Raw genomic sequence first — 25,428 nt, forward strand, 5'->3', positions numbered from 1 at the left:
GAGATCTCAGTCGTCTCGAGTGAATGATTTTTCCGGTCCGATAATGCGGCCGCGGAACGGAAGCGTCTCCTGGAGCCACCGAACGCTCGGCCGTTGTTCGATCCGGAGTCCGAAATGGGGGACTGCCATCACTGTCGCGGTGAGCGTCGCGTAGGCGATCACCTCGAGAACGAGCACGCCGGTGGTGTTGGTTCCGCCGGATACACCGTAGCCGATCAGGGCGGAAAGCCCACGCAACGCGATGATTCCACCGATTCCCACGAGACCGAGAACGAGTATCGACGCTCCCACGGTCGTGGTCCGGCGATTTCGGACGTAGTACCAGCCGATCGTTCCACCAATCGACGCTCCGAGAGTCAGCGTCACGAACACGCGCGACCCCAACAGCGCGGCGACCACGGCGATGGCCGTCGCGATGAGAAAGAGCGGACCGGGATCGAACAGCTCTTCTTCGCGAACCCAGAGCCCCACGCCGACCAGCGCCAGTCCGAGACCGACGCCAACGACGACATCACCTGCGTAGTGGACACCCATCACTACGCGAGAAACGGCAACAACCGTGATAATTGCACCTGCCATAAGATACCGAATCCCCTTGGTACCGCGTTCCATACTTACTGCCAGCGCACCGTAGAACGCCGCTGCCCCCATCGCGTGAGCGCTTGGAAAGGTAAACCCTGGATAGCCGTCCGGCGAAAACGCGAGTTCCGGACGTGGAATCTCCATGATCCCTTTCATGCCCGCAGAGAGGGCAAGCGCTGCCGTCCCCACGGCGATTACGAAGGCGCGCTTTCGACGGTTCCCTCGCGCGCCGAACCAGTAGATGAGGATTCCAGCAACGAGCAATACGGCCCCGTCTCCGAGGTGAGTGAGTAGTTCGAACGCTGGTGCGGCCGGCCCGACCGCGTCGCGTACGATCTCGTTCGTCGTTTCGTCCCACAGATACTCGAGTCTCATTCCCGACATCCGCCATAGAACCCCCGCGTGAATTTATTCTACTGGTTCTCGATTCCACCGCTACCCTCTGAGACCGAGACGTCGATGCGAGCGATTATTTGCCGGATGGCAGTCGATACGTCGCTCCCTCGTCGGTGTCCTGAACTTCGATTCCAAGCGCCTCGAGCTCGTCGCGCAGCTCGTCGGCGCGCTCGTAGTTGCCGTCATCACGCTCTCGCTCGCGGACGTCGAGAACGAGCTCGACGACGTCGCCAGCGAGGGTTGCGGTCCCTGAGGTTTCACCGACGAACGATAGCCCCAGTACGTTTCCGAGTTCCTCGAGCGTTTCCACCGCTCGACGAAGTCCGCGGTAGTCGAAGCCACGGTATTCGTCACGGCTCTCGCCGTTGCTGTCCGATATCGGCCCGTCCTCCAGATGGCGATTGATAGCGGTCGCGACCGACAACAGCGCTGACTGCGCCTCGCGCGTGTTGAAATCGTCGTTCATCGCGGCCGTGAACTCATCGCGAGCGATCGAAACCGCCGTTCGAAGGCCGTCGTCCTCGACGTTCGTCCGTGCGTCGGCCGAGTCGAGTGTCTCGACTGCGGATTCGTAGCCGCGCTCGAGATGTCCCCAGCGTTCTTCAGCTTCGGCAATCGTCTCGTCGGAATAGAGCTGTTTGCTGTTGTACGAACCCGCCGTCAGGAACGTTCGAAGGACGTTCGTTCCCCAATTGCTGACGGCCTCCTCGACGGTGACGAAGTTACCGAGACTGGAGGACATCTTCTCATCGTCCATCTGAAACAGCTCGCAGTGAAGCCAGTAGTTGGCGAACCGTCTGCCGGTCGCGGCTTCGGATTGGGCGATTTCGTTTTCGTGATGGGGGAAGACGAGATCCCGGCCGCCAACGTGGATGTCGAGCGTTTCACCGAGGTGTGTCATGCTCATCGCTGAGCACTCGATGTGCCAACCGGGACGACCATCTCCCCATGGTGAGTCCCAGGTCTGTCCGGTCGGTGGCTCGCCACCGTGATCGACGCACTCGTGTCGATGTTCGCGGACGGCGTCCTCGTCGACGCCACCGGCTTTCCAGAGCGCGAAGTCGGCCGGATGTCGTTTCTCGGACCGCTCGTCCGGCTCTCCCTGGGATTCGATCTCTTCGAGTTCCTGATTCGAGAGCGTTCCGTACTCGTCGAAGCTCGCCACGTCGAAGTAGACCGAGCCGTTCGACTCGTAGGCGTATCCCTTCTCGATCAACGTTTCGACGAGATCCACGATTTCGGGGACGTGCTCGGAGACGCGTGGGTAAACTTCCGCTCTGAGGAGGTTGAGCGAGCGCATATCCGCGATCGTCCGCTCGATGTACGTCTCGGCGACGTCGGCTTCGTCCCCGCCGAGGTCGTCCTCACCGACGCGTGCGACGATCTTCTCGTTGACGTCGGTGAAGTTCTCGACGTGACGAACGTCGTAGCCGAGATACTCGAGCCAGCGGTGCATGACGTCGACGTGGACCCACGACCGCGCGTGACCCAGGTGGGGCGGATCCGAGACGGTCAGGCCACAGTAATAGAGGAGAACGTTTTCGGGGTCCTGTGGCTCGAACCGTTCGATCTGGCCCGTTAACGTGTTCGTCACGTGCAGCGTCATTACGCTAACTTCCCGGCGACGAAAGTTAAAGCGTGTGATGGATGCCGAAACGAGGCTCGTTCACGCTGTACGTTCCGGAGTCGGTATCTTCTCGAGAGCGTTTTCGACCGCGCGGAGCGCGTTTGCACCCTTGAGTCGATCGACGACGACGATCAACGTATCGTCGCTGACACCTGCCGTGATCGGTTCGATCTCCTCGAGCGCGAGCCGACGAAGCACTCCGGCCAGAGCCAGGGCGTCGACGTCACCGGTGGCGAGGATCGCCGTGAGATCGTCACCGCCGGAGCCGAGTGCAGCGCCGGCGACCGAGACGAATGCGGTGTCGTCGGCCGGATCCACGGGTCCGATTCCGCTTTCCATCCTGACTCGAGCGTCCCGTGGCCTCGTCTCGTACGCCGGTAGTTCCTCGGCGTACCGTCGGAGTGCCGTCGCGATCGCGTCTGTCTCCCCGTCGATCTCGAGAAATCGAGCCGCAGCGGTGTAGTTAACGACGCCCGCACGCAGTGCCGTGACGAGAAACGGATGATCCTCGATTGCACGGCGGGTTTCGCCTGCCAGTGACATGGTCTCGATGGTGAGCCGCGAGAGTATAAAATCGCGGGCCGTTCCCGACCCGAGTCTCCGAACGACACCTGCTCCGAGATTGTAACCGTTGAGACGAGTGACGTGCAGTGGCTACTACGGGTGGCGGGTACGGACCGCGATATTTTTGCCTCGGGCGCTCTATCGGTTTCCTATGAAGCCAGCAGCGGTCGAGGAAATCATCGAATCGAAACTCGACGATTGCGAGGCGACGGTCACGTACGCGCGTGACGAACACGACGACGATCATCTGGCGGCCACGGTCGTCTCGCCGGCGTTCGATGGGATTCCGTTGGTCCAACAACACGAGACGGTTTACGACGCGCTCGACGGACACATGACCACCGACATCCACGCACTCGAACTTTCGACGTACACGCCGAACGAGTACGACGACCTCGAGTGACCGGGCCGACCGTCCGGTCTTCTCGGCCGCTCGGCGCGGCCGTCGTCGACCGCGGTTTCGGGTCGTCTCACCTGCGGAGTGGAACCGCAGGTTTATCCTTCGATGCTGATAGGATATCCGTATGGAATCGCTTCATCCTCGAATACGAATTCTCTGGATCGCTCAGTGGGCGATCACGGCGGGCATACTCGGCCTGATGGCGGCCGGCGTCGACCGGTTCATCGTCGACGTTCCGCTCTCCGTACAGGGCGGGATCGTCGCCGTGGGGATCGTCCTCGCGACGGTGTACGCGCTTCGCTTGTATCAGGTCTGGCAGTTCGAACTACAGCCCGACGCACTGTATCTCGAACGGGGCGTCGTCACGTTCGTCGAGACCGCAGTCCCCTTCGTTCGCGTCCAGCACGTCGATACCCAGTTCGGTCCGATCGAACGCGTTCTGGGTCTCTCGAGCGTCGTCGTCTATACGGCGGGCTCGCGCAACGCCGACGTCCGAGTGCCCGGGCTGACGCCGGATCGCGCCCGCGAGTTACAGGATACCCTTCGCGAGCTTGCAGTCGAGAGTGAAGCCGACGACGCCGTCTAACATGACCCGACTTCACCCACTCAGTGCAGTGACGATGGCCCTCCAGCAGGCGATCACCGGCTTTACCATCCCGTTTTTCCTCGTAATCTTTCTCGCGAGCGTGTTCGACGGCGTTACGACCACCTGGGGTTTCGTGCTCGTCCCGCTCGGTGTCCTACTCGGCATCGGGTATGGGTTCGCGTACTACTACCGCTTCGAGTACGAGATCACGTCCGATACGTTCGACGTACAGTCCGGTGTGTTTTCTCGACGATCTCGCGAGATACCGTACGGACGCATCCAGAACGTCGATGTCGCACGCGGCGTTCTCCAGCGCCTCCTCGGCCTCGCCGTCGTCTCGATCGAGACCGCCGGCGGCGGGAACACCGAAGCGACGCTTCGCTTCGTCAGCGAGGACGAGGCGACCCGGTTGCAACAGCAGATCCGTCGACGGACGGCGGAAGCGAAGAATCGTCAGCGAACGAGACGAGAATCGGCGTCCGATACAGAGGCTGAACCCGAACCGGAGACGGTCGACGACTCGAGAGACCGAGACGAGTCCGGACGGACTACCGAGACGCAGCCAGCCCCGACTGACGAACCGGAGCGAACCGCTGATCGCGACTCGCGGTCCGACGTCGCGGGCGTCTCTCGTCCCCAGCGACTGTTCGACCTCGAGTCCAGAGAGCTCCTCCTCTATGCGTTCACCTCGTTTCGACCTGCGGCGGTCGCCGCGGTCCTATTCATCTTCTTTCTCGCAACCGACACGATTCTCGAGTACTTCTTGACGGTCGCACAGCCCGTCGGTGGACCGACAGACCTCGAGAACGGAACGACCGGAAGCTACGGCGTCCTGACCGTGGTCTCGTTCGTCAACGGTCTCGTCATCACGTATCTGCTCAGCGTTGCCTACACGTTCGCGACGTACTACGGGTTCCGCCTCGGCCGGGTCGACGACGACTTCGTCTACGAGCGTGGACTGATCCAGCGTTATAGCGGATCTATTCCCGCCGAGAAGGTCCAGTCGGTGACCGTCACCGACAACCCAGCACAACGGCTGATCAGCTACGCCGGTCTGTGGGTCGAAACGGCCGGATACGGGCCGGACAGCGGTTCCGGAAGCCAGTCCGCCGTCCCACTCGCCGCCAGTCGGCGCGTCTATCGGTTCACCGAGAACCTCACCGGCGTCGAGCGACCGACGTTCGAGAGTCCACCGCCGATCGCCCGCCGACGGTATCTGGTGCGCTACTCGTTGCTTGCCGCCGTCGTCGTCGCGTTCGCCTTCGGCGTTACGCACGTGACCGGTCTCGAGCGATGGTATCTCGCCGCTCTCGTCTTCGTAGCCGTTCCACCCGCCGCCCATTTACGATACGTCAATCTGGGTTATTTCGTCGGGACGGACCATCTCGTGATCAGACGCGGTTTCTGGCGGCGGCGAACCACCGTTATTCCCTACTACCGGATTCAGACGGTATCGACGCGTCGTTCGATCTTCCAGCGCCGGCTCGGACTGGCGTCGCTCGTCGTCGACACCGCGAGTTCTCGAACGTTCTTCTGGGCGACGCCGACGATCTACGACGTGGATCTCGGAGACGCCCGAGACGCGAACGAAACCAGTCGGCACCGTCTCCAGTCGGCACTTCGCGACCGTGCTCGGTCGGACGAGATCGGTTTCTCGGTCGACTTCACCTGAGGGTTCGAACGTATCGTCGATCCGAGACTCCATCTCGACCGTTTCGGTGGATTTTACCTCGCTCACCGTGAGAGCCCGCGTATGGGAGACGAAGACGATTATCGACTCGAGCAGGACAGTCTCGGTGAGATGCGGGTTCCGACGGACGCCTACTGGGGCGCACAGACTCAGCGTGCTATCCAGAACTTTCCGATCTCCGGTATCTCGTTCGGCCGACGGTTCATTCGAGGACTCGGCGTGGTCAAAAAAGCCGCCGCTCAGGCCAATCGCGACCTCGATCTAGTCGACGACGATGTCGCGGACGCGATCGTCGAAGCAGCCGACGAGGTCATCGCCGGCGAACACGACGATCAGTTTCCGGTCGACGTCTTCCAGACGGGCTCGGGAACGTCTTCGAACATGAACGCGAACGAAGTCATCGCGAACCGTGCTGCCGAGAGAATGGGCGCCGATATCGGTGACCGAGTCGTCCACCCGAACGACCACGTCAACTACGGCCAATCGAGCAACGACGTGATCCCAACCGCGATGCACGTCGCCTCCCTCGAGGCGATCGAAAAGGACGTCATTCCGGCGCTCGATACGCTTCGAGAGGCTCTCGAGGAGAAAGAATCCGAGTTCGATGACGTCGTCAAAACCGGTCGCACACACCTTCAGGATGCGACGCCGGTCACCCTGGGACAGGAGTTCGGTGGCTACCGGACTCAGGTCGAAAAGGGGCTCGCCCGCGTCGACAAGGTCCGTGAACACCTCGCTGAACTCGCACTCGGTGGCACTGCAACGGGAACCGGACTGAACACGCACCCCGAGTTCCCCGGACGCGCTGCGGAGTACATCACCAAAGAGACCGGTGTCCAGTTCCGCGAGGCGGACAACCACTTCGAGGCTCAGGCCGCCCACGACGCGATGTCGGAAGCCCACGGTGCGTTGCGTGTCGTCGCCGGCTCACTCAACAAGATCGCAAACGACCTTCGCCTGCTCGCTTCCGGGCCGCGAAACGGACTCGGTGAGATCGAACAACCACAGAACCAGCCCGGCTCGTCGATCATGCCCGGCAAAATCAATCCGGTCGTCGCTGAAGCCGTCAATCAGGTTCACAAACAGGTCGTCGGCAACGACGCCGCGGTCACAGCCGGGGCAGCAGAGGGACAGATCGATCTCAACCTCTACAAACCAGTTCTCGCACACAACTTCTTGCAGTCGGCTGAACTCCTCGCGAACGCGAGTACCGTCTTCGCCGATCGGTTCGTCCGACCGCTCGAGGCGAATAGCGAACACTGTGCTGGGGCGGTTGAACAGTCGATGGCGCTTGCGACTCCGCTCAACGTTCACATCGGCTACGATAAGGCGAGCGAGGTCGCAAAGATCGCAACCAACGAAGGAAAGACCATCCGAGAAGTCGCTCTCGAGAAGGGATATCTCGACGAAGACGAAGCTGATGAGGTTCTCGACCCAGCCAAGATGACCGAACGGGGCATTCTCGGACAGGACGACTGAAAGATCGCACCGTCAGCGTACTGATCTCTCGCAGACGGCCTCCGTTCGCGATCTCGACATCCATTATCTCCGATGTGTCGAGAAAGCAGGTACTCGAGTCCGAATATACGCCCTCACGAACAGCTCTTTTTTGCCTGACCTTGAACGGCAAATCAGCGTAGCGAGTCCGAACCAACCGCGATACGAGCGTAATAAACGAACCCAAGCAGTTTTGCCCGATGCTCGCGTCTGACGACACATGCACACCTGTCGCAACTGTAACCAGTCGTTTCAGACCGAACTCGCACTCGAGTTACACCGGGATACGTGTCGGAAAGGACAACTGTTCTGCCAGATCTGTGGTGAGCGCTTCCGTGAGGGAGACGCGACGCAGGACGGCTGGCACTACGAATGTCCGAACGAGGACTGCGATGGCGACGGCCTCCAGCAGGACTTATATCACGTCGAAGACGTCAGAACTACAACTCACTAGTCCGTTCCCGGTTCGCTCCTGCCGCCGTTTTCGTATGCTCTCTTGAGAGATGCGCTGGATACTCCTCGTTAGCAATCCAGGATAGCGCGTCGCGGGTCACTTCAGTAACCCGTCCCCGGACCATCCCAGCGTATCAACGAACTCGCAGTCCGCAGTCGCGCACCGATCGCTTCGAACGGTCGCCCCACGAAAGCCATCACTCACCGGTCGGGCGTCCGTCAGCGACGACACAAGCTTCGACGTGCTCTCAGCAGACCCATTATGTATAGCGGAATATGATTTAGAATTCTACTGGTCTTCTAAGCGAAGTACAAGATCGGTTGACCGATCGGTGAACGTGTTTCTCGAGGTGGACTGTGCCGTCGAACTGCTCTCGAGTTGCCGAGATACGTTCTGACTCTCGTTTGCCAGAGTCGAGTAGACGGAATACGGGTCAACTGTCTCTCGGTGAACCATTCCGATCTCCTGAAGGAAGGTGTTCCATCGGAAACTCGACAACGGGCTTCGAAAACTCTCGTGCAGCCACCGGACTCTGATCGTTCATCGAACGACGACATAGTAGCTTAAAACGTATAGCAATATGAACGACGTGACGCCTCTTTTCTGCAGTTACATTCGGCTTCTCTCTACTGGCTCGCGCTAGTTGACTAATGTAATCCATTTATTACTATCTTTTTGCCGAAAAACGGACTCGAGGCGATGTCGGTGACGAATTTCGTCGATTCTCGGATGTAACTCGTCTGTCGAAAGACCAGAAAACCCACTGTTGCTCTGGTGCTTTCCCGTCGAGACGTCCAGGCCCGACGCTGGCCGGTTCGTTGTCCATGACCGTCCCGATCATCTGAAGGCGAATCAGTTGGATATCGAACTTCGATCAGTCGAATCTCGTAGCACTCATCAAAACTCCCACCGGAGCGAACCGAGTCGGGCCCGCGAAATCCGATAGGGCACTCGTACATCGGTGAATCGTTCCTCAGCGAATCGGTATACACACGGTCACATTGGAAGTGCTATACACCGGACATATGATCTCATTGTGCCTTTCAGCCGTCCAGTAACCCCACTGGTGCATTATCCTAACTAGTGACACCAATTGACTGACTTTACCTATCTTGTGTTATGGGCCGTTATTGAACCTTAATCTTATATTATGGGTTCTTAGGACCGATTTTCTATCACCAGAAAATGAGATAAGGTCACTTAGATGCATTCATAGATACATTGAAGGTCATCCCGTTTGATGAATCGCGTATGACCGATCGACCGGACACATCTAGAAAATCAATCAAAACGTACGTTCCGGCCTACCAGAAAGACGAGTGGCGATCTCATGCCGACGAACTCGACATGAGCCAGAGCGAGTTCGTTCGAACGATGGTTCAGGCCGGACGAAAGGGGTTTACATCCGGCTCCGAGGAACCCGATTCTCCGGCCTCTGACCCTGGGGGTAACGTCCTCGAGACCCGGGTCCTCGAGTTACTTTCGACTGACACGTATTCGTGGGACGAGTTGCTGGAGGCGGTCAGCGACGATATCGAATCCCGCCTCGACGAAACGCTCGAGGATCTTCAGTCTACCAATCGAATTCGATACAGTGGTCGACACGGCGGGTACACGCTCGTGGGGGACGGCGATGGCGACTGAGGCGACGACCGAGGACGTCGACGATCCGATCGTCTACTTTCTCGACGACCAGCGCTATCACGGGAAAAGCGATCGAACGATCGAGGCCTACGAACGTGTTCTCAGGGGGTTCGAGGCCTTCGTTTCCGAAGAATTCTCGGTCGAATCGCTTCCCGATGCGACCAGGCGGGAGTGTATGGCCTGGGTTCACTCGCTCCGTGGACAGTACGAACCGAGCACGGTCGCGACGTATGCGTCGTATCTCAACCGATTTTACGATTACATGAACCGCATCGGGATGTTCGAGGCCAACCCCATGGCGCTGGTCATGGAGGAAATGTCGGAATCGATCGATTCGGATCCGACGAGACGGGATATCTCGATCGACGAGATGCGCTCGTTCGTCGACACGATCACGCACCCGCTCGAGCGAGCGATCGTTCTCACGCTGTTGAAAACCGGAATGCGCGTCGGTGAGCTCTGTAATCTGGATCTTCGCGACCTGACCGTCGACTGTGACGAACTCGAGCTCCAGTGGGATGCAAGAGTCGAACTCGATCATCGTCCATCCTCCGTGTTCGTTTCATCTGATCCCGCACGCGGAACGGAAATCAACGGTGACGAACGAACTGCCTCGAACAAGAGAAAGCGTGATACCGTAATTCCCGTCGACGATGAACTCCGAAGCGTACTCGTGGCGTGGCTCGCGATTCGTCCCGATCCAATTTCACCAGCGAGACCGCTGTTCGTCGACACCCGAAACTCGTGGGGAGAACGAATTACACCGTCGGACGTGCGGTACGTCGTCGAAAAACACGGCCGAGAGTTCGGTTGGTATCGAACTGGTGGCGGAACGACCGAGAACGTAACACCTCACTATTTCCGTCATTTCTTTACGACGCATTTGCGGGATCGAACCGGTGACCGAGGTATCGTCCAGTATCTTCGGGGCGACGTCGCGAGCGAAGTGATCGATACCTACACGCACGACTGGGGTGATCGCGTCCGAACCACTTACCTCGAGTACATTTATTCGCTGTCCAGATGAGGGCGGTCACGTCCGATATGGTTTTGAACGTCTTTTTTACTGTGCCTATAGTAACATCTCGTGTTGCGCATGAGCCTCATAAAGTATATACTGATATATCTAATTTCTCGTGTTGTGATGCGAATGCCGGCCAAAACGTTCACGGGAATCGGATAGTCACCTTCGAAAACGGGTCATGACTGGTCGAAAACAGCGTCGCTAACTACAGACATCTCTCACGAAATGCAAACCAGAACGAGAATTAAATGAGCGTAATCAGCTCTTTATTGAGCCAATTGATAAATATGAGAGGGAGTACGGGGTTTCTTTCTCGTTTCGATCACCCAATCCGCTCCTGGGTGAGAAAGTCAACCAGCAGCCAAAAATTGTAAATGATACAGTCAAATCCAAAATGGAACTATCGGACTTTAAACTCTTTCGGGGTCGTCCAGGCAGCTGCCTCCTTAACCGAAGTGGACGAGTTCTCAATTGCCCCGCGATCAATATACTCTCATTTTCTGTTTCGCCCAGTGACGGTCTAATGCGAGCTCGTCTCTCACATCAAGGCTCGTGAGATGGTTGCGGAGATCTCCTCTCCGTGGACGTTATCTTGAATCGGTTGGAGATACAGACTGAATCATCATTGCCGCCATTCAATGTTAGATCAAAAACCTTGAGCAACCGAATATCGCGATTCAAGCCTGTGGAAATCTCACACCAGGTATTCAACTATTACTTATTGAAGGTTGAATCACGCCCATACCAATTCAGCGCACCTTGAACGGCCGACCAACTCATTCAACTATAATCGCTAAACCTTTAGTGAGATGGAACTGACCGTTGTATATGGACCGGAATCGCTTTGCAGAGAGCGCCCCCGGAGAACTCGTCACAACCACTATCGACGGGTACGAGACCCCCTCGTTTATTCCCGATTCCCTTGACACAATCGAACTCGATCAGGGAGAATTCACTAAGGAGATCGGGCAGGCAATGCGAATGCTCGGTGCGCTCGAATACATTGGCCCGAAAGCAGGTTCCAGCACGATGCTTATCGAAGCCTTTGCTCGTAAAGAAGCGGTTCACTCTTCCCGTATCGAAGGTACTCAGGTCACTCTCTCAGATATGTATCGATACGAAGCGCAGCAAGCAGTCGGCGAAACCTCATCTGATCACGAGGGGGCACGACAAGCAGAAAACTACCTCGAAGCACTTCAGACTGGACTCAAAGCCATTGAACGGGACGAGAGAATTACTGTAGACACGCTCTGTGAGATGCACTCAATCCTCCTTGATGGCGTCCGAAGCGAAGATCCGTCACCCGGAGAGATTCGGGACCAGCAGAATTATCTCGCCCCTTTCGAGGACGCCGACATTTCACAAGCGACATTCGTCCCCCCACCACCCACGCAAGCTCACGAAAAACTCGACGCGCTCCTCGAGTATGCGAATGCTCCACAGCCGATTCATTCGCTTCTCAAACTCGGAGTCATCCACTACCAGTTCGAAACCATCCATCCGTTCCGCGATGGAAACGGACGCCTTGGCCGTCTCTTAGTTAGCCTCGAACTTCAGCGAGAAGAACTGCTCACGGAACCATATCTGTACCTCAGTGCATATTTCAACGAGTACCGTGGTGACTACACGAACCTCCTCACGCAAGTCCGGACTCGTGGTTCGTGGGACGACTGGCTTCATTTCTTTCTTCGGGGAATCTGGCAGCAAGCCAAAGAAGGCGTCAAGCGTGGTGAACGGCTGTTGGAACTTCGACGAGAATACGTTACTGAATATCAAACTCACCGCTCTGAATATATTCTCCCGGTAACGCAACAACTCTTCAAAAATCCATATATCACCGCGAAACAGGCCGAACAACAGTTTAAATTCTCCCACACGACCGCGTACTCGCTGATTGAAACACTCGAAGAAGATGGAGTACTCACCGAGGTTGAGAGCGACGGAAGTAGCCGGCTCTACCAAGCAACCGAAATTTACGAACTCATCGATACACCTCTTTCAGAATCGTGATTTATAATCGCGAATGTGTTCCATCAGACATTAAATCACGACCCCGTCCGCCTCCGTATCCAGCTCTTCCGGAATATCTGTCATCAGTCGAAGTGGAACTGATTCCATTTCAGATAGAATACGATCAGGCATCTTCAAAGTCGCAATCGAATAGATATCGAACTCAGTACGATCACAAGCTATAGATATACATATACAGTACGGCCTTATATCAGAGGAATCATAACTAAAGTAACATTAAACGGAGTCGTGCACGTTTTCGTGTCGTTCGCAGCTCAACTCTAGCCTCACTCCCAGAAGTTCGGAAGATAGATTCCCACAAACTACTAAATTACATATTTTTATTCGAAGGAACAAACCGTCTTATGGGGTTTCGGTAGAGACCTGTCGGTCAAATGTACAATGTGGTGGTCCTCGTTCCAATATCATCCACAATGCATCCTGTGTTCAGATCGGCATAGGTATCCGTAATTCTGCTATCCTCGATCACATCGATAAACACCGTGTCTTGGCGGTTCTGGATCAATTGATGGTGTACTTGAGAAGGTTGGTTCTCTCGGAGAAATTTTTTGACGATGCTGGCTGGCTGGTAGCTGATTGTTGGAACCTTGGACTGTCGTTAACAGTAGATAGTACTGAAATTCTATTTAGAATCCCGTGCAAAAATTACGTGTGGTACAGATGCTTATTGACAGCAGATCCTCATACCGCCCGAAGTAACACTAGGGTAATCACCTGACACCGGTATCCGGGAGTGCTTAAGGTATTAATAGCCTCATTCAAGCATACGGATAGCTCACATGTCACAGCAAAAATCCGATTTTGTAGCCGAGACCGAAATCGACGCGACACTCGACGAACTACCGACCGACGAGGCTATCGAGGAGACCGTCAACAACCTCGAGAGTAACGGCTTCGACGTCGTCGTCACGGACTCGGCCGAGGACGTCCTCGAAGTGCTTCAGGCGCGAATCCCCGCCGACGCGTCGGTGATGAACGGCCACTCCACGACGCTCGAGGAGATCGGCTTCGACGAGCACCTCTCCGAAGGCGACCACGAGTGGGAGAGTTTGGCGGACGAAGTCTGGAGTATTAACGACGACGCGAAGCGCCAAGCCGCTCGTCGTGAGTCACAGACTGCGGATTACTTCCTCGGCGGGATTAACGCGATCTCCCAGACCGGCGAACTCGTCGCGGCCGACCGTTCCGGTAGCCGGATCGGCGCGTACCCCTTCGCCGCGAGCAATGTCGTCATCGTCAGCGGCGTGAACAAGATCGTTCCGACGCTCGAGGACGCACTCGATCGCCTCGAGTCCGTGGCCTACCCCCTCGAGAACGAACGAGCGAAAGAGGCCTATGGCGTCGAGTCAGCCATCGCCAAGCAACTCATCTACCGACAAGAACTCGAAGACGGCCGCACGACCGTCGTGCTCGTTCGCGACCAGCTGGGGTACTAACGAGCCAACAAGGCCGGATACAGGTTTCCGTAGTGCAGAGATTGCTGTGGGAAGTTTCTGTCCTTAGTAGGGGAGTGCAGCGTGAATCTCTCACTCAAGCACGAGGTCTGCAGCAATCTTGCTACCCTTTATACATGCGACAGTCCCGAGCCCCGGCCACGTGGTGTCTCCCGCAAGGTAGAAGCCATCTACACCGATATCCTGCGGAACAGCATGTTGATTAGAGTTTTGTATCGTTTGTCTGTATCCACCGGTCGCCCCACGTGGCCGATTTGTGAAGGATTCGTAGGTAACAGGCGTGCCAATATCGTACACGACCGGGTCAGTTGCCAAATCTGGATAGACCGTTCTGGCGTGTGAAATCAGTCGTTGACCTATTGCATCTTTGCGTCGTGCATACGTCTCATCGTCGAGTTCTTGCCAGAATTCGACATCACAGTGTGTCGATAACATCACCGCACGATACCCTTCAGGGGCACTCACCGTGTCTTCTGGCGCTGAGACGGTAACGAACATATTGTTTCCGTCGCCGAGCGGTTCATCGTACGCTGTGAGGATCTGATGATGGGTGATATCGTGATCATCGACCTCTGTCTCTGGGACACCGAGAAACACGACGGCAGCACCGCCTTCGTGAGCTCGAAGCATCTCGATGTGCTCGTCCAATGCATTACCCACGATCGATGATGCGATTGATTTAGTGAGATTGATCGGTACCGCACTCACGACTTGTCTGGCAGTGTATTGTTTGTCCTGTGTCGAGACCGTGTATGCACCATCGGTTCCCGTGATATCAGTTACTGTCTGCCCGGTTTTGATCGTTCCACCAAGCGTATGATACTGCTCCGTAAACGCGCCCCAGAACCCGTACATTCCGCCAGTGGCACGTCCGATCCCAGCCCGTCGGATCGTGATACCGAGAATCGAGTTCAACAGTGGCGCGTTGTCGAGCGTCGAATGAACGGTATCCTCAACCAACATGGCGACCGTTTTACGAAGCGGCGTGTCGTCGTAGACATCATATTGCCGTAGGGCGTCCGCCATAGTCCATTGGAGATACCGAACCAGGGGAATATTCGTCACACCTACCGCACGTACATTTTGGATGACATCTTGAACGCTCTGTATCGGCATCTTGATGTCCTGTCTCGTCATTTGCCAGAGCGTCTCAGACATCTCATCTAGAAATTTGTAGAATTCGAGGTGGCGGTCTTCGTTTCCGAGCTTTTCTCGTCGCTCCCGTCGCCATTTCTCTTGATCTCGATACAACGTCACCGTGCGGTCGGGAAGCCACACGCTGTAGGCATCTTGAATGGTGATATCCGAATATTCGAATCCGATTTCATCCAAGAGTTGTCCACCAACACCATCAAGGTGGAAGTCAACCAGCGTCGTCGCTCCAACATCGAATGTGAACTCGCCGGATCGGTAATAGCCGGCACAGCCGCCGATATGATCATGCTGCTCCAAGACCAGTGTCGAGCGTCCTTTCGACTGTAGCCGTGCGGCAGTGCTCATGCCAGCGACACCTCCGCCGACGATAATCACATCAAACCTGTTTCCGGTCATCTGTCGTTACAAGGACCGCTACTGATGCTGTGCCCAGTTCGTCATGGATCGCTTTTAGACACAGTACTGTCATCAAGAGGACCACCATTCACTGACCGTCTGTAAGGCGTTCTTACCGGACAGTGTGAACAAAGACACAGCAATACCAATGACAGCATACATTACCGTAAGAGAGACAACAAAGAGGCCAGCAGAACCGCTCGGTCCAAGCGCTGATGCAGTCTGATAGAACGTTTGGTCCATGATCGGATTGAGAACGAGGATTGAAAATATCGATGCCGGAAGGTAGGTAAAAACGAACCAGATGAACTGGACGACCTCGAAGGCGAGACTATCCTCAACACTGGCTGTTATGAATACGTATCCCAGGCCTATCGCAACGAGCTGGAGTGCCCACAGGCCGAGAATGATTTCGCCAACCAGTCGGTTGACAGTGATCCGCCGACCAACGTCCAAAACAGCACGTGTTCGGTGTTGGAGGACCGATCCCTGCGTCGTGGGAACCATGTCGAATTTCGGAAGGGCACGAAGTTAATGACATTCCTCGTCGGTTACGGCAAAATGGACACCCCGTGTCGATAATCCATCATTCGTCATTCGATGACCGGAGTTGCTGTCCCTCGGTTTTTCTGATATGTTTCCTTGGCTGCATTGACGACGGCTGGTTCGGCGGTCGAGAACGTTGCCTGAAGGATGCCATCCTCGTACGCCCCGAAAACCACCTGTTCGTCGCAGATGATCAACCCGAACCCCACATCATCGTGAACTGCGAGAGAGATATCAGCGAGGGTGGCAGCTAGCCGGATCCCCGCGTGGAGTTTCCCGCAGAACTCTTCGTAGGCGGTTGCATCGACGACTGCCTCAATATCGGCCCCATCTCGAACGCGTTCAGCGAATGGCCGCACGTATAGCGGTGACGCGATCGGAGCTAAGACTCGAATCGACGTTGCATCGGTAAGTGTATCGATGACGTTTGAGACCGGACCGTGTGGTTGAACGGATAAACGGCGAGTCGCAGTTCCACTAACCGTTTCAAAGTCAACGTCGACGGCATCTCGGGGAAAAGCATTCAAAAACGCTGCCCGATCGCGGCGTGACTCGATCTGCTCAATTAGCTCAAACACATCGGAGGCGGTGAGTTCGGCGTACGTCGTTGCGGAGTACGTCCGGCTGTTACTCGTCGCCAATCCTTCGTTCTCAAGTACATCTAACGCGCGAGAAACAGTTCTTCGTGACGCGTCCACGTGATCAGTGAGTTCGGTTGCGTTTGCCGGTCCGTAGTCGAGAAGGTGGCGGAGCACATCAAGGCGAACAGGAGACCGTGTCAGTTCCCTGAGTGTCTCAAACCCTTCCATAGGTAGATATCTTTTCAGGAGGACTAATAAAAGCACTATTGTTACTCATCAAACAGCACCAGTGGATATCAACGAGCCGGCGCAACACAGGTGTTGGTATGGTATCGACAACGATGACCGAGCGATTGAGCATCTAATCGCTTGCTCGAGTAACCCGGAAATCAATCCGTATTACCGTCCGACTGCGAGTGCCGTCTCGAGGTCGGTACCGTTCAACACCGTTCGAACCGTGGCGACGGATTCTGTGATTTCGGATTCGTTCTCGAGCAAGACGGTTTCGCTCGGAAAGAGCCGTTCTCCGAGTAAGAGACCGTGATCTCTGGCGGTCGATCCGGTCATCGTGAGGTAGACGCCCAGTCCCGTCTCTGCGATCGCCGCCTCTTCTTCGCGGTCGTCTCGAGGATACGAAAAGTCGACACCATCGAGGGTTTTTGTTCCGAGGACGGCTTGAACGAGCCGTTCGTATCGCGGTTCGATACAGAGTTCTCCCTGGTACGCTTCGAGAAAGTCCCGATCGATCGACGTGGCCGACGGGACGGTTTCGGGTGTTCCCATCAGGGTGTGATAGACGGTATCGCCAAGCCCCGTCACGACCTGTACGTCCGTATCGGCGGGATCGATCCGGGCGTTCACGTCACCGATCCGATCGAGCGGCTCCGGTCGTAGTTCGACGACTTCCTCGAGGACGAGGTCGGCGCTGTCGAATCCGAGCGCGAACTCGTGGGTCCGTAGCGCTCGGAACGGTTCTTCTCGGCCGACGAGCAAGACCTCCGTCCCATCGGAAACGCCCTCGACCTCGGTGAGCGGAATCGTGACGCTATCGAAGACGATTCGGCGGGGTTTGCCGGTCCGGTCGTCCCGTATGAGGGTGTACTCCGGCTTCGTCGGATCGGAAACGGTGCTGTAGTCTTCGAGACGATGGTAGACGCTGGTTCCCTCGCGCTCGAGGGTTCCCTTCGTGAGTGCTTTTTCGTGTCGAAGTGTCGACGTAATCTCGTCAGCGAGATCCGCGACGTCGAGTCGACGTGCGAAGCGCTCGAGAACGGTCTCGAGTGGCCGTCCTTTTCGAGGTACAGCAACGGGAATCGTCTCGCCCATCGACCGAATTTCGGCCGGCGACGGATAAACGAGTTGCGTTTTCGAACCTTCGATCAGCTGTCCGAGAACATCGATCCCAGCTGATCACGCCAGTCCTGGACGTCGGTGACGTCCTCGCGCAGGTCTTCGAGATCCGATTCGACGGCTTCGAGCGTTCCCTCGACGTCGTCGACGTCGGATTCGACTGCCGCGAGTCCGTCGTCGAGAGTATCGACCTCGCTTTCGAGCGTGTCGACGTCGCCCGTCAGATCCTCGACATCGTCCGTGGCGTCCGTGACGTCTTCTTCGACCGATGCGAGCGCTTCGTCGAACTCGGCAACGTCGCCTTCGACGGCGTCGACGTCCGTTTTCACCGTTTCGACGTCCGTCTGAACGCCCTCTACATCAGTCGTAACGGATTCGACGTCCGCTTCGACGTCGGCGGTTCGTCCGGCGATCGCATCGACTTCCTCTTCGAGTTCGAGGGCGTCCGAGACGTCGCGTTCGAGATCGGTGGTCCACTCGGTCAACGTCTCGAGTTCCGACTCGAATCCATCGACGCGTTCGTCGGTGTCGTCGAGACGGCCCGACAGCGACGCGAGTTCGGATTCGACCTCGCTGAGATCGGATTCGAGGCTCTCGATGAGCTGCGTGCCGGTACCGTATTCTCCGATGAACGTTTCGAGCGCGCCGGTGTACGCTGCGACCTCCTCGACTCGGGACTGGAGGTGATCGATCTTTACCTGTTCGAGGGTAGCGTTTCCTGTTTCGAACTCCGATCGAAGGACTTCGAGATCGTCCTCGTCGATTTGGCCGCTCTGGATCTCCGTGGCGAGGCGCGCACCGAGCGCGCCGTCGAACTCCTCTGGCACCGCCTCGTCCGTCACCGCCGGTGAGTGGTCGTCACCGTCTTCCGTCGGTGACTCCTGGTCGTGGATACCGTCTGACGGTTCGTCAGCTTCAGATGCATCCGCTTCGAGATCTCCGTCGTCCGTATCCGTTTCGACATCGTCGTCAGGATCGACCTCGAGTGAGTCCGACTCACTGGAGTCGGTCGACTGCTCCTCTTCGAGACTCGACTCGAGATCGAGCGTGATTTCCGGCTCGTCGTCTCCGTCTTGGTCGTTCCCACCGGCGTCAGCTTCGGCCGCGTCTGCGGAGTCGGGCTCCGGAATCTCTTCTTCACCGAAGTCGAGATCGATATCCGGTGCGTCGTCTGCGTCCGACTCCTCGTCGGAGACGTCGACGGGCTCCGTATCGACGTCGCCGAGATCGAGATCGAGTCCGCCCTCTTCGTCGTCCCCGTTTGGCTCCGCGAGCGGATCTACCTCGTCGGTTTCTTCGGTCTCGTCTTCGAGGCCCGGTACCGATTCGGTATCGCCAGCGAGCATGTCTTTAACGGGCTGGTTGCGGTCTTCGGAGACGATGGTGTCGATGACGCCGTCATCGACTTCTCTCCGGTCAGATCGACCGTCGTCTTCGGAGCTGACTTCGACGATGGTCGGCTCCGAGAGGAACTGCGTCGCCGCTTCTTCGTCGTCGATGCGGATCCCGTACACCGTGACGATCGTCTCGTCGGAGTCGAGCGTTCCGAGGAACTCGACGTGATGGTCCTGAAAGGCCGTCCAGTCGTCGCTGTGATAGTCGGGATGGAACCCGACTTTGTCCATCGGGAACGATTCGGGGATGTCTTCCGACAGTCGAAATGTGACCTGTTCGTCGCGGCTCGAGTCGATTTCGAATCGGATAGCAGGAACGGGAAACTCGTCCGCCGTGAACGTTTTCTTGACGGTCAACCCGTCGGCGCTGACTTCGATCACGTCGTCCGTGTCGGCGGTCGTACTCATGGAGACAACGTTACCTTACCATTACTATAAATGGTACGGACAGTATCAAATATGATTCATTAATTCTGAGCGAACGAATTAAGCGCCGGTGATGTCCACACGATCACCGATTTCGGTGATCTCGAGCCGGCTCGGATACTCGAAACTCTTTGCGTGGTGGTGCAACGTTTTCGGATCGGAGGTGAGTCCACGCCACATGTCCCAGTGGCTCGGGAGGAGCCGATCGATCTCGAGCGCTGTGGCGGCTTCGATGATCTGATTCTCGTCGTTGTACCAGCGCGTTCGCCGGTCGAGAACCATCCCGACGGTTCCGAAGGCGAGAACGCCGAGATCGATGTCGTACTCTCGACCGATCCGCTCGAACTCGTCGCTCGGTTTGGTATCGCCGCCGTGGAAGAAGGTGCCCGCATCGTGTTCGATGACGTAGCTTACGGGATGGCTCGCGTCGGAGTCGTTCGCGTGTTCGACGTGGACGGTAAACTCTCCGATCTCGACCGTCTTCCCTTCGGTGACCTCCGAAAGCTGACCTTCGTCGACGTTCCACTCCGTGAGCCACTCCTCGTCCTCGCGGACGACGCTGAGACTCTCGTCGGGCGCGTACAGGGTTGCCCCCGTCCGCTCTAAGATCGGTGCCTGGGTCGGTCCGTGGACGTGATCGGTGTGTTCGTGCGTGGCGAGAACGGCATCGGCGTCGGTCACGTCGTCGGGATCGAACGGAACGGGGATCATACGGACGGTCCGCGGTGGATCGCCAAGGCCGACGTACGGATCGATGAAGACGGTCGTTCCGTCGCTGCCTTTGAGAATGAATCCGTTACAGCCGAGATACCAGACCGCAAGGCCGTTCGGCTGGGCCGCTTCGACGTCTCGAATGAGCCAGTCTCCCCAGTCGCTTCGAATCTCCGTCATACTCGAGGGTGTGCGGACCGACCGTGTAAGTGTTGTTGTCTCGGCGCTCACTGAGTACGTATCGGAGCCTCGTCGCTCGCGGATTGTCAGTCGGCATGTCGGGAGAGCAGTTCGATCTCGAACTCGTCGTCGGTGATACTCCGATCTCGCTCCAGAATCGTCTCCGATCCGGCCGACAGCGCGGGGTGTCCCTCGTAGCGGACCCGTCCCGAATCGGGGTCGTACGCGATGAGATCCGCGTCGGACAGAATCGGGAGGTGAACGTGGACGAGAGAGACGTACACGTCGTCGACGTCGTCGCTCGATGATGGATAGACGACGAATCCGCTTTCGTCCGCGGTGACGGCTCGAGCGAGTGATCTCGTCGAAACCGATCCGTTTCGACGGTGGAGTACCGCGAGGATCGACCGTCGTCGCGAGTGAGCCAACGCGTCGGACACCGCTTCGAATCCGTCAGGGGGTTCCGTCGCGAGGATATCTAGGTGATCGAACAGTGAATGCCCCGTCGCGACGATCGTTCCGTCGTCCGCCGTGGTGAGTAACCCGACGTCGATCAAGGCTGGAAGGTCCCGATGGTGAAGCGAGGCGAGCATCTTCCGTCGTCCTTCGTCGGTCACTGATCCAGATCGGACGTCACCAGTTTCACAGAGTCGCGCGGCCAGTGTTTCCTTCGAAATTCCCGACGGCGACGCTCTGGCCACCAGACGGAGCAGTTCACGACGACGATCAGACGAAAGGACCGTACGTAACGCCTGGGGACGAGCGGTCGAACCGAGCGCGTGTGCCGAGTTTCGATCGGGTTCTGTGGTCGTCATCGATCGCTAGTCGGAACGTACCGACCATAAGAACTCTTCCAAACGTATTTGGGTTCAAATAATATAGAACAGGTGGGGAATGTATCCTGAAACTGAGTGTCTCCTGAGAATCAGTATGCGAGCGAGATCCGAATCGACTCGCGTTCTCCTCCCGACTTACCAGGTTCCGTGGAACGTATCGAACGACAGGTTCTCGAGCGGTTCGTTTCCGACTGCGATCTCGTACTCGCCGGGCGTCAGCATCGGTTTGTGGAACTGCGGGCCGTCGTCGGTCGTGATTCGGGGACAGCCGGTGTTGACGAAGGCGTCCATATCGAAGTTCCGCAGGCGGTCGGGCGTCACCTCGTCCATCGTGATTAGGTAGGCGTCGTCGTTGTCCGCGATAATATCCTGGGCCTGTTCCCAGCGGCCCTGACCGATCTTCGTACAGAAGATAACGCCCCACTTTTTCGCGTCCATGGCCCGGTGAACCGCGCCGTAGCGTTGTTTCATGAACTTATCGGTATCGGCAGGTGTGACGACGTTGTTGACCGGATCCGCGATGACGACGTGCTTGTCGGGATGTTCCATCGCGAGCCCGAGCGGGTGGAACTTTCCACCGCCGACGTAAAGCACCTGGTCTGCGGGAACGTCCGCGCTCGCGTAGTTACAGCCCAGTACCTGTCCTTCGTGGGTGAGCCGTTCGTCGCCGCGTCGGCTGTGGACTTCGTAGCCACGCTCTTCTAGGAACTCGGTCATCGCGTCGTAGCGGTTCATGTGCTGGGCGGTCGTGACGAGGCCGACGTCCTTCGTCTCCGAGGGATCCTCGAGGGTCTCGAGTGCCTCCTCCATGATCGGCAGTACGTCGACGTTCGAAAAGAGCGGGACGTAGATCACCTTGTCCGTGTTCTTCATCGGAGAGTGGCCGAAGTGGACGAACACGTCGGTCCGTTTCATGAGGTACGTATCCAGGTCACAGGCCCCATAACAGGGCTGACCGGAGAGCATGAACGTCACTCCGTCGTCGGCCAGTTTTCGGAGGTCGTCGGCAACGGAGGGACCGCGTCGTTTCAGGCCTTCCGGAAACTGCAACCCGACCGTCGTCGCGTCGCGGTCGTCGATCGCATCGACGATCCGCTCGAGTTCGTAATCCCACTCGCGATCGTGTTTGAGACGCATTCCGGTGTTCCGGAGGTCTCCGTCGGTGTAGGCCGAGTCCTGGCTCATTAGCCGCCATAACGGCCACGAACGTATAACGGCGGCGTTTTCGGATTCGAACTCGACCGTCGGCCGTTTCAGATCGATCACCGACAGGTAAGTTCAACCCAACAGTCATAGTACTGGAGTGAAAACAGGACGGTAATGCCAGCGGAATCGCTCGAAAGCGGGTATCTTTTCGACCTTTACCGCCGATATATCGGTGAACCCGAGGACAGAACCGACGTCTATCTGGGTTTCGGACTGTTCCTCGGTGGAATCGGACTGGCCATCGTTGCACTGGTGCTCTTTCTCTGGAGTAGCACGCTCGACGCGCAGTCGCCCGCCTACTCGTGGGCAGAGCCGGCCTACGCGCTCGTAATGATCTCCTTACCCGTGACCATGCTCGGTATCGTCGTCCTCTTACCGGCCGAACGACGGGTTCTGTACACCTCGGTCGTCGGCGTCGGCGTTACCCTGGCCGCAACGGCGGGATTCGTCTACGCCTATCCGGAGGACTGGTACTTCCACGGTGCCGATTACACCGTCGAAGTCATTGCGACGTACGCCGTCGGTCTCGCCGCGATCAGCGCTTCGACGGGGGCTGCGCTCATCGCACATTATCTCGACATGGCTCGAGCGGCAGAGCGGGTCGACCACGAGGACTCACCGGGAGAGTCCGAGGCAAAATCGTACTCGGACGAAGAGATTCAGGCTGATATCGACGAGGCGATGGAGGACGTAGAGCTCTCGTGGGGTGGCGTCGAAAAAAACGAGCAGACGCGATTGAGCTTCTCCGAGGACACGTTCGACGACGTCGACGTCGACGGTCAGGCGAAAACGACCCGCTCGTCCGGCGTCGACGCACAGGTTGCCGGGCTCAAGGGACTCAAAGGAGGCGAAACCACGACCACGACCTCGAGTTCCACCGTCGACGACCAGACCGAAAAGCTGCGCCAGCTTCGCGAGCAACAGCGCACGGAGGACGCGGTCGACGGTGACACCGATCGCTGGGCGTCCGTGAGGACGCTTCTCGACCGGATTCGGTCCGTTCTAGGCCGGAATTAATACTTTGCTACGTCAATAAATATCGCATTGTTCCTCCGGCTGTTCAAATATATTTAAGGCACATAGATTTATAATCCGTCGGGCACCTTGACCATTATGGCCAAAGGCCTAGACGTCGGAACAATGAACATCCTGTCTGCACAACAGGATGGGAACGACACGGTCTTCGTGCAACAGCGTAATTCCTTCGTGGAAATCGAGTACTCGGATATGGCCGAGCAGATGCTCTCACGGAGTGAAGTGCTTCACATTCGAAAAGACGACAAAGTGTACGTCGTCGGTGACGACGCTCTCAACTTTGCGAATATTTTCAACAAGGAAACCCGTCGGCCGATGAAACACGGGATCCTCTCGAACGACGAAAAGAGTGCGATCCCGATGATGAAACTCATCATCGAGCAGGTCGTCGGTGAGCCCGCCTATCCGGACGAGAAGCTCTATTTCTCCTCGCCGGCAGACCCGATCGATTCGGATCTCTCGACGCTGTATCACCAGAAAACGATCGAATCGTTCCTCGACGACATGGGGTACGATTCCGAACCGATCAACGAGGGAATGTCCGTCATCTACTCCGAACTCGCGGACAACAACTTCACCGGATTGGGTATCAGTTTCGGTGCCGGTATGACGAACGTCTGTCTGTCCTACTACGCGGTTCCCGTCATGAAGTTCTCCGTCGCCCGCGGTGGCGACTGGGTCGACGAGCAAGCCGCGCGCGCGACCGGCACGCCCGTCGACAAGGTCACCTCGATCAAAGAGGACGACTTCGAACTCGACTTTACCACGGACGTCGGTGGCGTCGAAGGTGCCCTCTCCATTTACTACGAAAACCTGCTCGACTACGTCATCGAGAACATCGTCGCAGAAGTCGACGACGAGGACGTCGAGGAGGGACTCGACGTCCCCGTCGTCGTCACCGGCGGAACCTCGAGTCCGAGCGGCTTCGAAGCGTTGTTCCGTGACCACCTCGAGGACGCGAACATTCCGTTCTCCATCAGTGGCGTCTCCCACGCGAACGAGCCGCTCTACAGCGTCGCCCGCGGTGGCCTCGTTGCTGCGCGTTCGGACGAGGATGTCGATCACGAGGAAGACGACGAGGCGGAAGCCGCCACGACGAGCGAATAGACGCCTCGGCTATCGTCGGTCTCGAACCGCGATTTCGGATGCCGTCCCGATTGAAATCTCGCTCGACGGCTCGATGGATACCTCTCGTCTCGAGGTGGAGTCTCGAAATAGTCTTCTTTAGCGCTGATAGAAGCGATTGAGTGCATCCCGCCAGGATTCTGGTTCGTCCCTCGGACGGTCGTGCTCGACCGGAATGTCTGCATAGCCACAGTTTGAACAGGCGACGGTCGACGCCTCTCCGAGAGACAGTCGCTCGAGCGAGCCCTGGCATCGGGGACACTCGTCCATACTGAAACTTCTCGCGGGCTGTCCTTAACTCTATTCGAACGTGTCGTGAAACCATACTGTTGGTCGCGGTCGATCGGGCCTTCGACCGCTCGAGTGATGGCTATCTCGGATTTGCGAGGACTTTTGGACGCGACTCGCGTAGCTGGTGCTAATGAGTGACACGTCTAATTTGGATCCGTCGTCGACGGTCGCCGGCATTCGCTCGACTCGCGTTCGGTCTCCCCCGTCCGGAGGTGTACGACCGGCGGTGGTGGTCAAAACGCGAGAA

The 25,428-nt window shown here is 57.3% G+C and carries 23 protein-coding genes; 11 read left to right on the forward strand and 12 right to left on the reverse strand.

All coding sequences use genetic code 11. The features are described 5' to 3' along the window. Positions 1-6: 6 nt before the first annotated feature. From EA462_RS07075 to EA462_RS07085, 3 genes are all read right to left on the reverse strand, one after another. Positions 7-957, reverse strand: coding sequence for a phosphatase PAP2 family protein (locus EA462_RS07075; RefSeq protein ID WP_124177871.1), 951 nt, complete (start codon positions 955-957; stop codon positions 7-9). 94 nt (positions 958-1,051) lie between these two features. Next, positions 1,052-2,584 carry a cysteine--tRNA ligase gene (cysS, locus tag EA462_RS07080; RefSeq protein ID WP_124177872.1) on the reverse strand — a complete coding sequence of 511 codons (1,533 nt, stop codon included), beginning with the start codon at positions 2,582-2,584 and terminating at the stop codon, positions 1,052-1,054. Between the two features lie 60 nt (positions 2,585-2,644). After that, positions 2,645-3,148 (reverse strand): DUF7523 family protein, encoded by a 504-nt coding sequence (locus EA462_RS07085; protein ID WP_124177873.1) that lies wholly within the window; start codon positions 3,146-3,148, stop codon positions 2,645-2,647. A 172-nt stretch (positions 3,149-3,320) separates the two neighbouring features. Between EA462_RS07085 and EA462_RS07090 the strand changes: the two genes are divergently transcribed. The 9 genes from EA462_RS07090 (at position 3,321) to EA462_RS07130 (ending at position 13,931) form a co-directional block, all read left to right on the forward strand. Then, on the forward strand, positions 3,321-3,572 hold the full coding sequence (locus tag EA462_RS07090; RefSeq protein ID WP_124177874.1) for a BolA/IbaG family iron-sulfur metabolism protein: 252 nt from the start codon (positions 3,321-3,323) through the stop codon (positions 3,570-3,572). Positions 3,573-3,693: 121 nt separating this feature from the next. Continuing rightward, positions 3,694-4,155: a PH domain-containing protein gene (locus tag EA462_RS07095; protein WP_124177875.1), complete on the forward strand. Its 462-nt coding sequence runs from the start codon at positions 3,694-3,696 to the stop codon at positions 4,153-4,155. Position 4,156: 1 nt separating this feature from the next. Next, positions 4,157-5,827, forward strand: a complete 1,671-nt coding sequence (locus EA462_RS07100) for a PH domain-containing protein (RefSeq protein ID WP_124177876.1) — start codon at positions 4,157-4,159, stop codon at positions 5,825-5,827. Between the two features lie 81 nt (positions 5,828-5,908). Further along, positions 5,909-7,324: a class II fumarate hydratase gene (locus EA462_RS07105; RefSeq protein ID WP_124177877.1), complete on the forward strand. Its 1,416-nt coding sequence runs from the start codon at positions 5,909-5,911 to the stop codon at positions 7,322-7,324. Between the two features lie 238 nt (positions 7,325-7,562). Then, positions 7,563-7,796: an HVO_2901 family zinc finger protein gene (locus EA462_RS07110; RefSeq protein ID WP_124177878.1), complete on the forward strand. Its 234-nt coding sequence runs from the start codon at positions 7,563-7,565 to the stop codon at positions 7,794-7,796. 1,251 nt (positions 7,797-9,047) lie between these two features. Then, entirely contained in the window at positions 9,048-9,440 is a 393-nt protein-coding gene (locus tag EA462_RS07115; RefSeq protein WP_124177879.1) for a DUF5805 domain-containing protein, read from the forward strand. Next, positions 9,430-10,467 (forward strand): tyrosine-type recombinase/integrase, encoded by a 1,038-nt coding sequence (locus EA462_RS07120; protein WP_124177880.1) that lies wholly within the window; start codon positions 9,430-9,432, stop codon positions 10,465-10,467. The genes EA462_RS07115 and EA462_RS07120 overlap by 11 nt, the downstream gene beginning before the upstream one ends. An 825-nt stretch (positions 10,468-11,292) precedes the next feature. Next, complete coding sequence (locus tag EA462_RS07125) at positions 11,293-12,474, forward strand: Fic family protein (protein WP_124177881.1); 1,182 nt, start codon at positions 11,293-11,295, stop codon at positions 12,472-12,474. 800 nt (positions 12,475-13,274) lie between these two features. Continuing rightward, complete coding sequence (locus EA462_RS07130) at positions 13,275-13,931, forward strand: lactate utilization protein (RefSeq protein WP_124177882.1); 657 nt, start codon at positions 13,275-13,277, stop codon at positions 13,929-13,931. Between the two features lie 90 nt (positions 13,932-14,021). On the opposite strand, the gene EA462_RS07135 is transcribed toward EA462_RS07130, so the two are convergent. The 8 genes from EA462_RS07135 to dph2 form a co-directional block, all read right to left on the reverse strand. After that, on the reverse strand, positions 14,022-15,500 hold the full coding sequence (locus EA462_RS07135) for a phytoene desaturase family protein (RefSeq protein ID WP_124177883.1): 1,479 nt from the start codon (positions 15,498-15,500) through the stop codon (positions 14,022-14,024). Positions 15,501-15,572: 72 nt separating this feature from the next. Then, positions 15,573-16,007 (reverse strand): hypothetical protein, encoded by a 435-nt coding sequence (locus EA462_RS07140; RefSeq protein WP_124177884.1) that lies wholly within the window; start codon positions 16,005-16,007, stop codon positions 15,573-15,575. An 86-nt stretch (positions 16,008-16,093) separates the two neighbouring features. Next, positions 16,094-16,855 carry a helix-turn-helix transcriptional regulator gene (locus EA462_RS07145; protein WP_124177885.1) on the reverse strand — a complete coding sequence of 254 codons (762 nt, stop codon included), beginning with the start codon at positions 16,853-16,855 and terminating at the stop codon, positions 16,094-16,096. 171 nt (positions 16,856-17,026) lie between these two features. After that, complete coding sequence (locus EA462_RS07150; protein ID WP_124177886.1) at positions 17,027-17,953, reverse strand: hypothetical protein; 927 nt, start codon at positions 17,951-17,953, stop codon at positions 17,027-17,029. Between the two features lie 53 nt (positions 17,954-18,006). After that, complete coding sequence (locus tag EA462_RS07155; protein WP_124177887.1) at positions 18,007-19,779, reverse strand: AAA family ATPase; 1,773 nt, start codon at positions 19,777-19,779, stop codon at positions 18,007-18,009. Between the two features lie 78 nt (positions 19,780-19,857). After that, positions 19,858-20,688 carry an MBL fold metallo-hydrolase gene (locus tag EA462_RS07160; protein ID WP_124177888.1) on the reverse strand — a complete coding sequence of 277 codons (831 nt, stop codon included), beginning with the start codon at positions 20,686-20,688 and terminating at the stop codon, positions 19,858-19,860. A gap of 86 nt (positions 20,689-20,774) precedes the next feature. Then, positions 20,775-21,503 (reverse strand): DUF7344 domain-containing protein, encoded by a 729-nt coding sequence (locus tag EA462_RS07165; RefSeq protein ID WP_124177889.1) that lies wholly within the window; start codon positions 21,501-21,503, stop codon positions 20,775-20,777. Positions 21,504-21,659: 156 nt separating this feature from the next. Further along, a complete protein-coding gene (gene dph2, locus EA462_RS07170; protein WP_124177890.1) occupies positions 21,660-22,709 on the reverse strand; it encodes a diphthamide biosynthesis enzyme Dph2 in 1,050 nt (349 codons plus the stop codon). 135 nt (positions 22,710-22,844) lie between these two features. Here dph2 and EA462_RS07175 point away from each other — a divergent pair, with 135 nt between their 5' ends. Beyond that, positions 22,845-23,747 carry a DUF7139 domain-containing protein gene (locus EA462_RS07175; protein ID WP_124177891.1) on the forward strand — a complete coding sequence of 301 codons (903 nt, stop codon included), beginning with the start codon at positions 22,845-22,847 and terminating at the stop codon, positions 23,745-23,747. 96 nt (positions 23,748-23,843) lie between these two features. After that, the gene (locus EA462_RS07180) at positions 23,844-24,872 is read left to right on the forward strand and encodes a hypothetical protein (protein ID WP_124177892.1); all 1,029 of its coding nucleotides are present in this window, start codon (positions 23,844-23,846) and stop codon (positions 24,870-24,872) included. Between the two features lie 117 nt (positions 24,873-24,989). Here EA462_RS07180 and EA462_RS17245 read toward each other — a convergent pair whose 3' ends face one another. Next, the gene (locus tag EA462_RS17245; RefSeq protein ID WP_165872031.1) at positions 24,990-25,160 is read right to left on the reverse strand and encodes a hypothetical protein; all 171 of its coding nucleotides are present in this window, start codon (positions 25,158-25,160) and stop codon (positions 24,990-24,992) included. Between the last annotated feature and the right edge of the window lie 268 nt (positions 25,161-25,428).

Source organism: Natrarchaeobius halalkaliphilus, assembly GCF_003841485.1.
Taxonomy (GTDB): domain Archaea; phylum Halobacteriota; class Halobacteria; order Halobacteriales; family Natrialbaceae; genus Natrarchaeobius; species Natrarchaeobius halalkaliphilus.

Excerpts from the sequence above, each read along its gene's own strand:
- EA462_RS07140 (WP_124177884.1), bottom strand. The coding sequence starts at position 16,007 with ATGGTTCCCACGACGCAGGGATCGGTCCTCCAACACCGAACACGTGCT.
- EA462_RS07085 (WP_124177873.1), bottom strand. The coding sequence starts at position 3,148 with ATGTCACTGGCAGGCGAAACCCGCCGTGCAATCGAGGATCATCCGTTT.
- EA462_RS07115 (WP_124177879.1), top strand. The coding sequence starts at position 9,048 with ATGACCGATCGACCGGACACATCTAGAAAATCAATCAAAACGTACGTT.
- EA462_RS07165 (WP_124177889.1), bottom strand. The coding sequence starts at position 21,503 with ATGACGACCACAGAACCCGATCGAAACTCGGCACACGCGCTCGGTTCG.
- EA462_RS17245 (WP_165872031.1), bottom strand. The coding sequence starts at position 25,160 with ATGGACGAGTGTCCCCGATGCCAGGGCTCGCTCGAGCGACTGTCTCTC.
- EA462_RS07075 (WP_124177871.1), bottom strand. The coding sequence starts at position 957 with ATGAGACTCGAGTATCTGTGGGACGAAACGACGAACGAGATCGTACGC.
- EA462_RS07130 (WP_124177882.1), top strand. The coding sequence starts at position 13,275 with ATGTCACAGCAAAAATCCGATTTTGTAGCCGAGACCGAAATCGACGCG.
- EA462_RS07160 (WP_124177888.1), bottom strand. The coding sequence starts at position 20,688 with ATGACGGAGATTCGAAGCGACTGGGGAGACTGGCTCATTCGAGACGTC.
- EA462_RS07155 (WP_124177887.1), bottom strand. The coding sequence starts at position 19,779 with ATGAGTACGACCGCCGACACGGACGACGTGATCGAAGTCAGCGCCGAC.
- EA462_RS07125 (WP_124177881.1), top strand. The coding sequence starts at position 11,293 with ATGGACCGGAATCGCTTTGCAGAGAGCGCCCCCGGAGAACTCGTCACA.
- EA462_RS07110 (WP_124177878.1), top strand. The coding sequence starts at position 7,563 with ATGCACACCTGTCGCAACTGTAACCAGTCGTTTCAGACCGAACTCGCA.
- EA462_RS07100 (WP_124177876.1), top strand. The coding sequence starts at position 4,157 with ATGACCCGACTTCACCCACTCAGTGCAGTGACGATGGCCCTCCAGCAG.
- EA462_RS07090 (WP_124177874.1), top strand. The coding sequence starts at position 3,321 with ATGAAGCCAGCAGCGGTCGAGGAAATCATCGAATCGAAACTCGACGAT.
- EA462_RS07095 (WP_124177875.1), top strand. The coding sequence starts at position 3,694 with ATGGAATCGCTTCATCCTCGAATACGAATTCTCTGGATCGCTCAGTGG.
- EA462_RS07135 (WP_124177883.1), bottom strand. The coding sequence starts at position 15,500 with ATGACCGGAAACAGGTTTGATGTGATTATCGTCGGCGGAGGTGTCGCT.
- EA462_RS07150 (WP_124177886.1), bottom strand. The coding sequence starts at position 17,953 with ATGGGCGAGACGATTCCCGTTGCTGTACCTCGAAAAGGACGGCCACTC.
- EA462_RS07120 (WP_124177880.1), top strand. The coding sequence starts at position 9,430 with ATGGCGACTGAGGCGACGACCGAGGACGTCGACGATCCGATCGTCTAC.
- EA462_RS07145 (WP_124177885.1), bottom strand. The coding sequence starts at position 16,855 with ATGGAAGGGTTTGAGACACTCAGGGAACTGACACGGTCTCCTGTTCGC.
- dph2 (WP_124177890.1), bottom strand. The coding sequence starts at position 22,709 with ATGAGCCAGGACTCGGCCTACACCGACGGAGACCTCCGGAACACCGGA.
- EA462_RS07175 (WP_124177891.1), top strand. The coding sequence starts at position 22,845 with ATGCCAGCGGAATCGCTCGAAAGCGGGTATCTTTTCGACCTTTACCGC.
- EA462_RS07105 (WP_124177877.1), top strand. The coding sequence starts at position 5,909 with ATGGGAGACGAAGACGATTATCGACTCGAGCAGGACAGTCTCGGTGAG.
- cysS (WP_124177872.1), bottom strand. The coding sequence starts at position 2,584 with ATGACGCTGCACGTGACGAACACGTTAACGGGCCAGATCGAACGGTTC.
- EA462_RS07180 (WP_124177892.1), top strand. The coding sequence starts at position 23,844 with ATGGCCAAAGGCCTAGACGTCGGAACAATGAACATCCTGTCTGCACAA.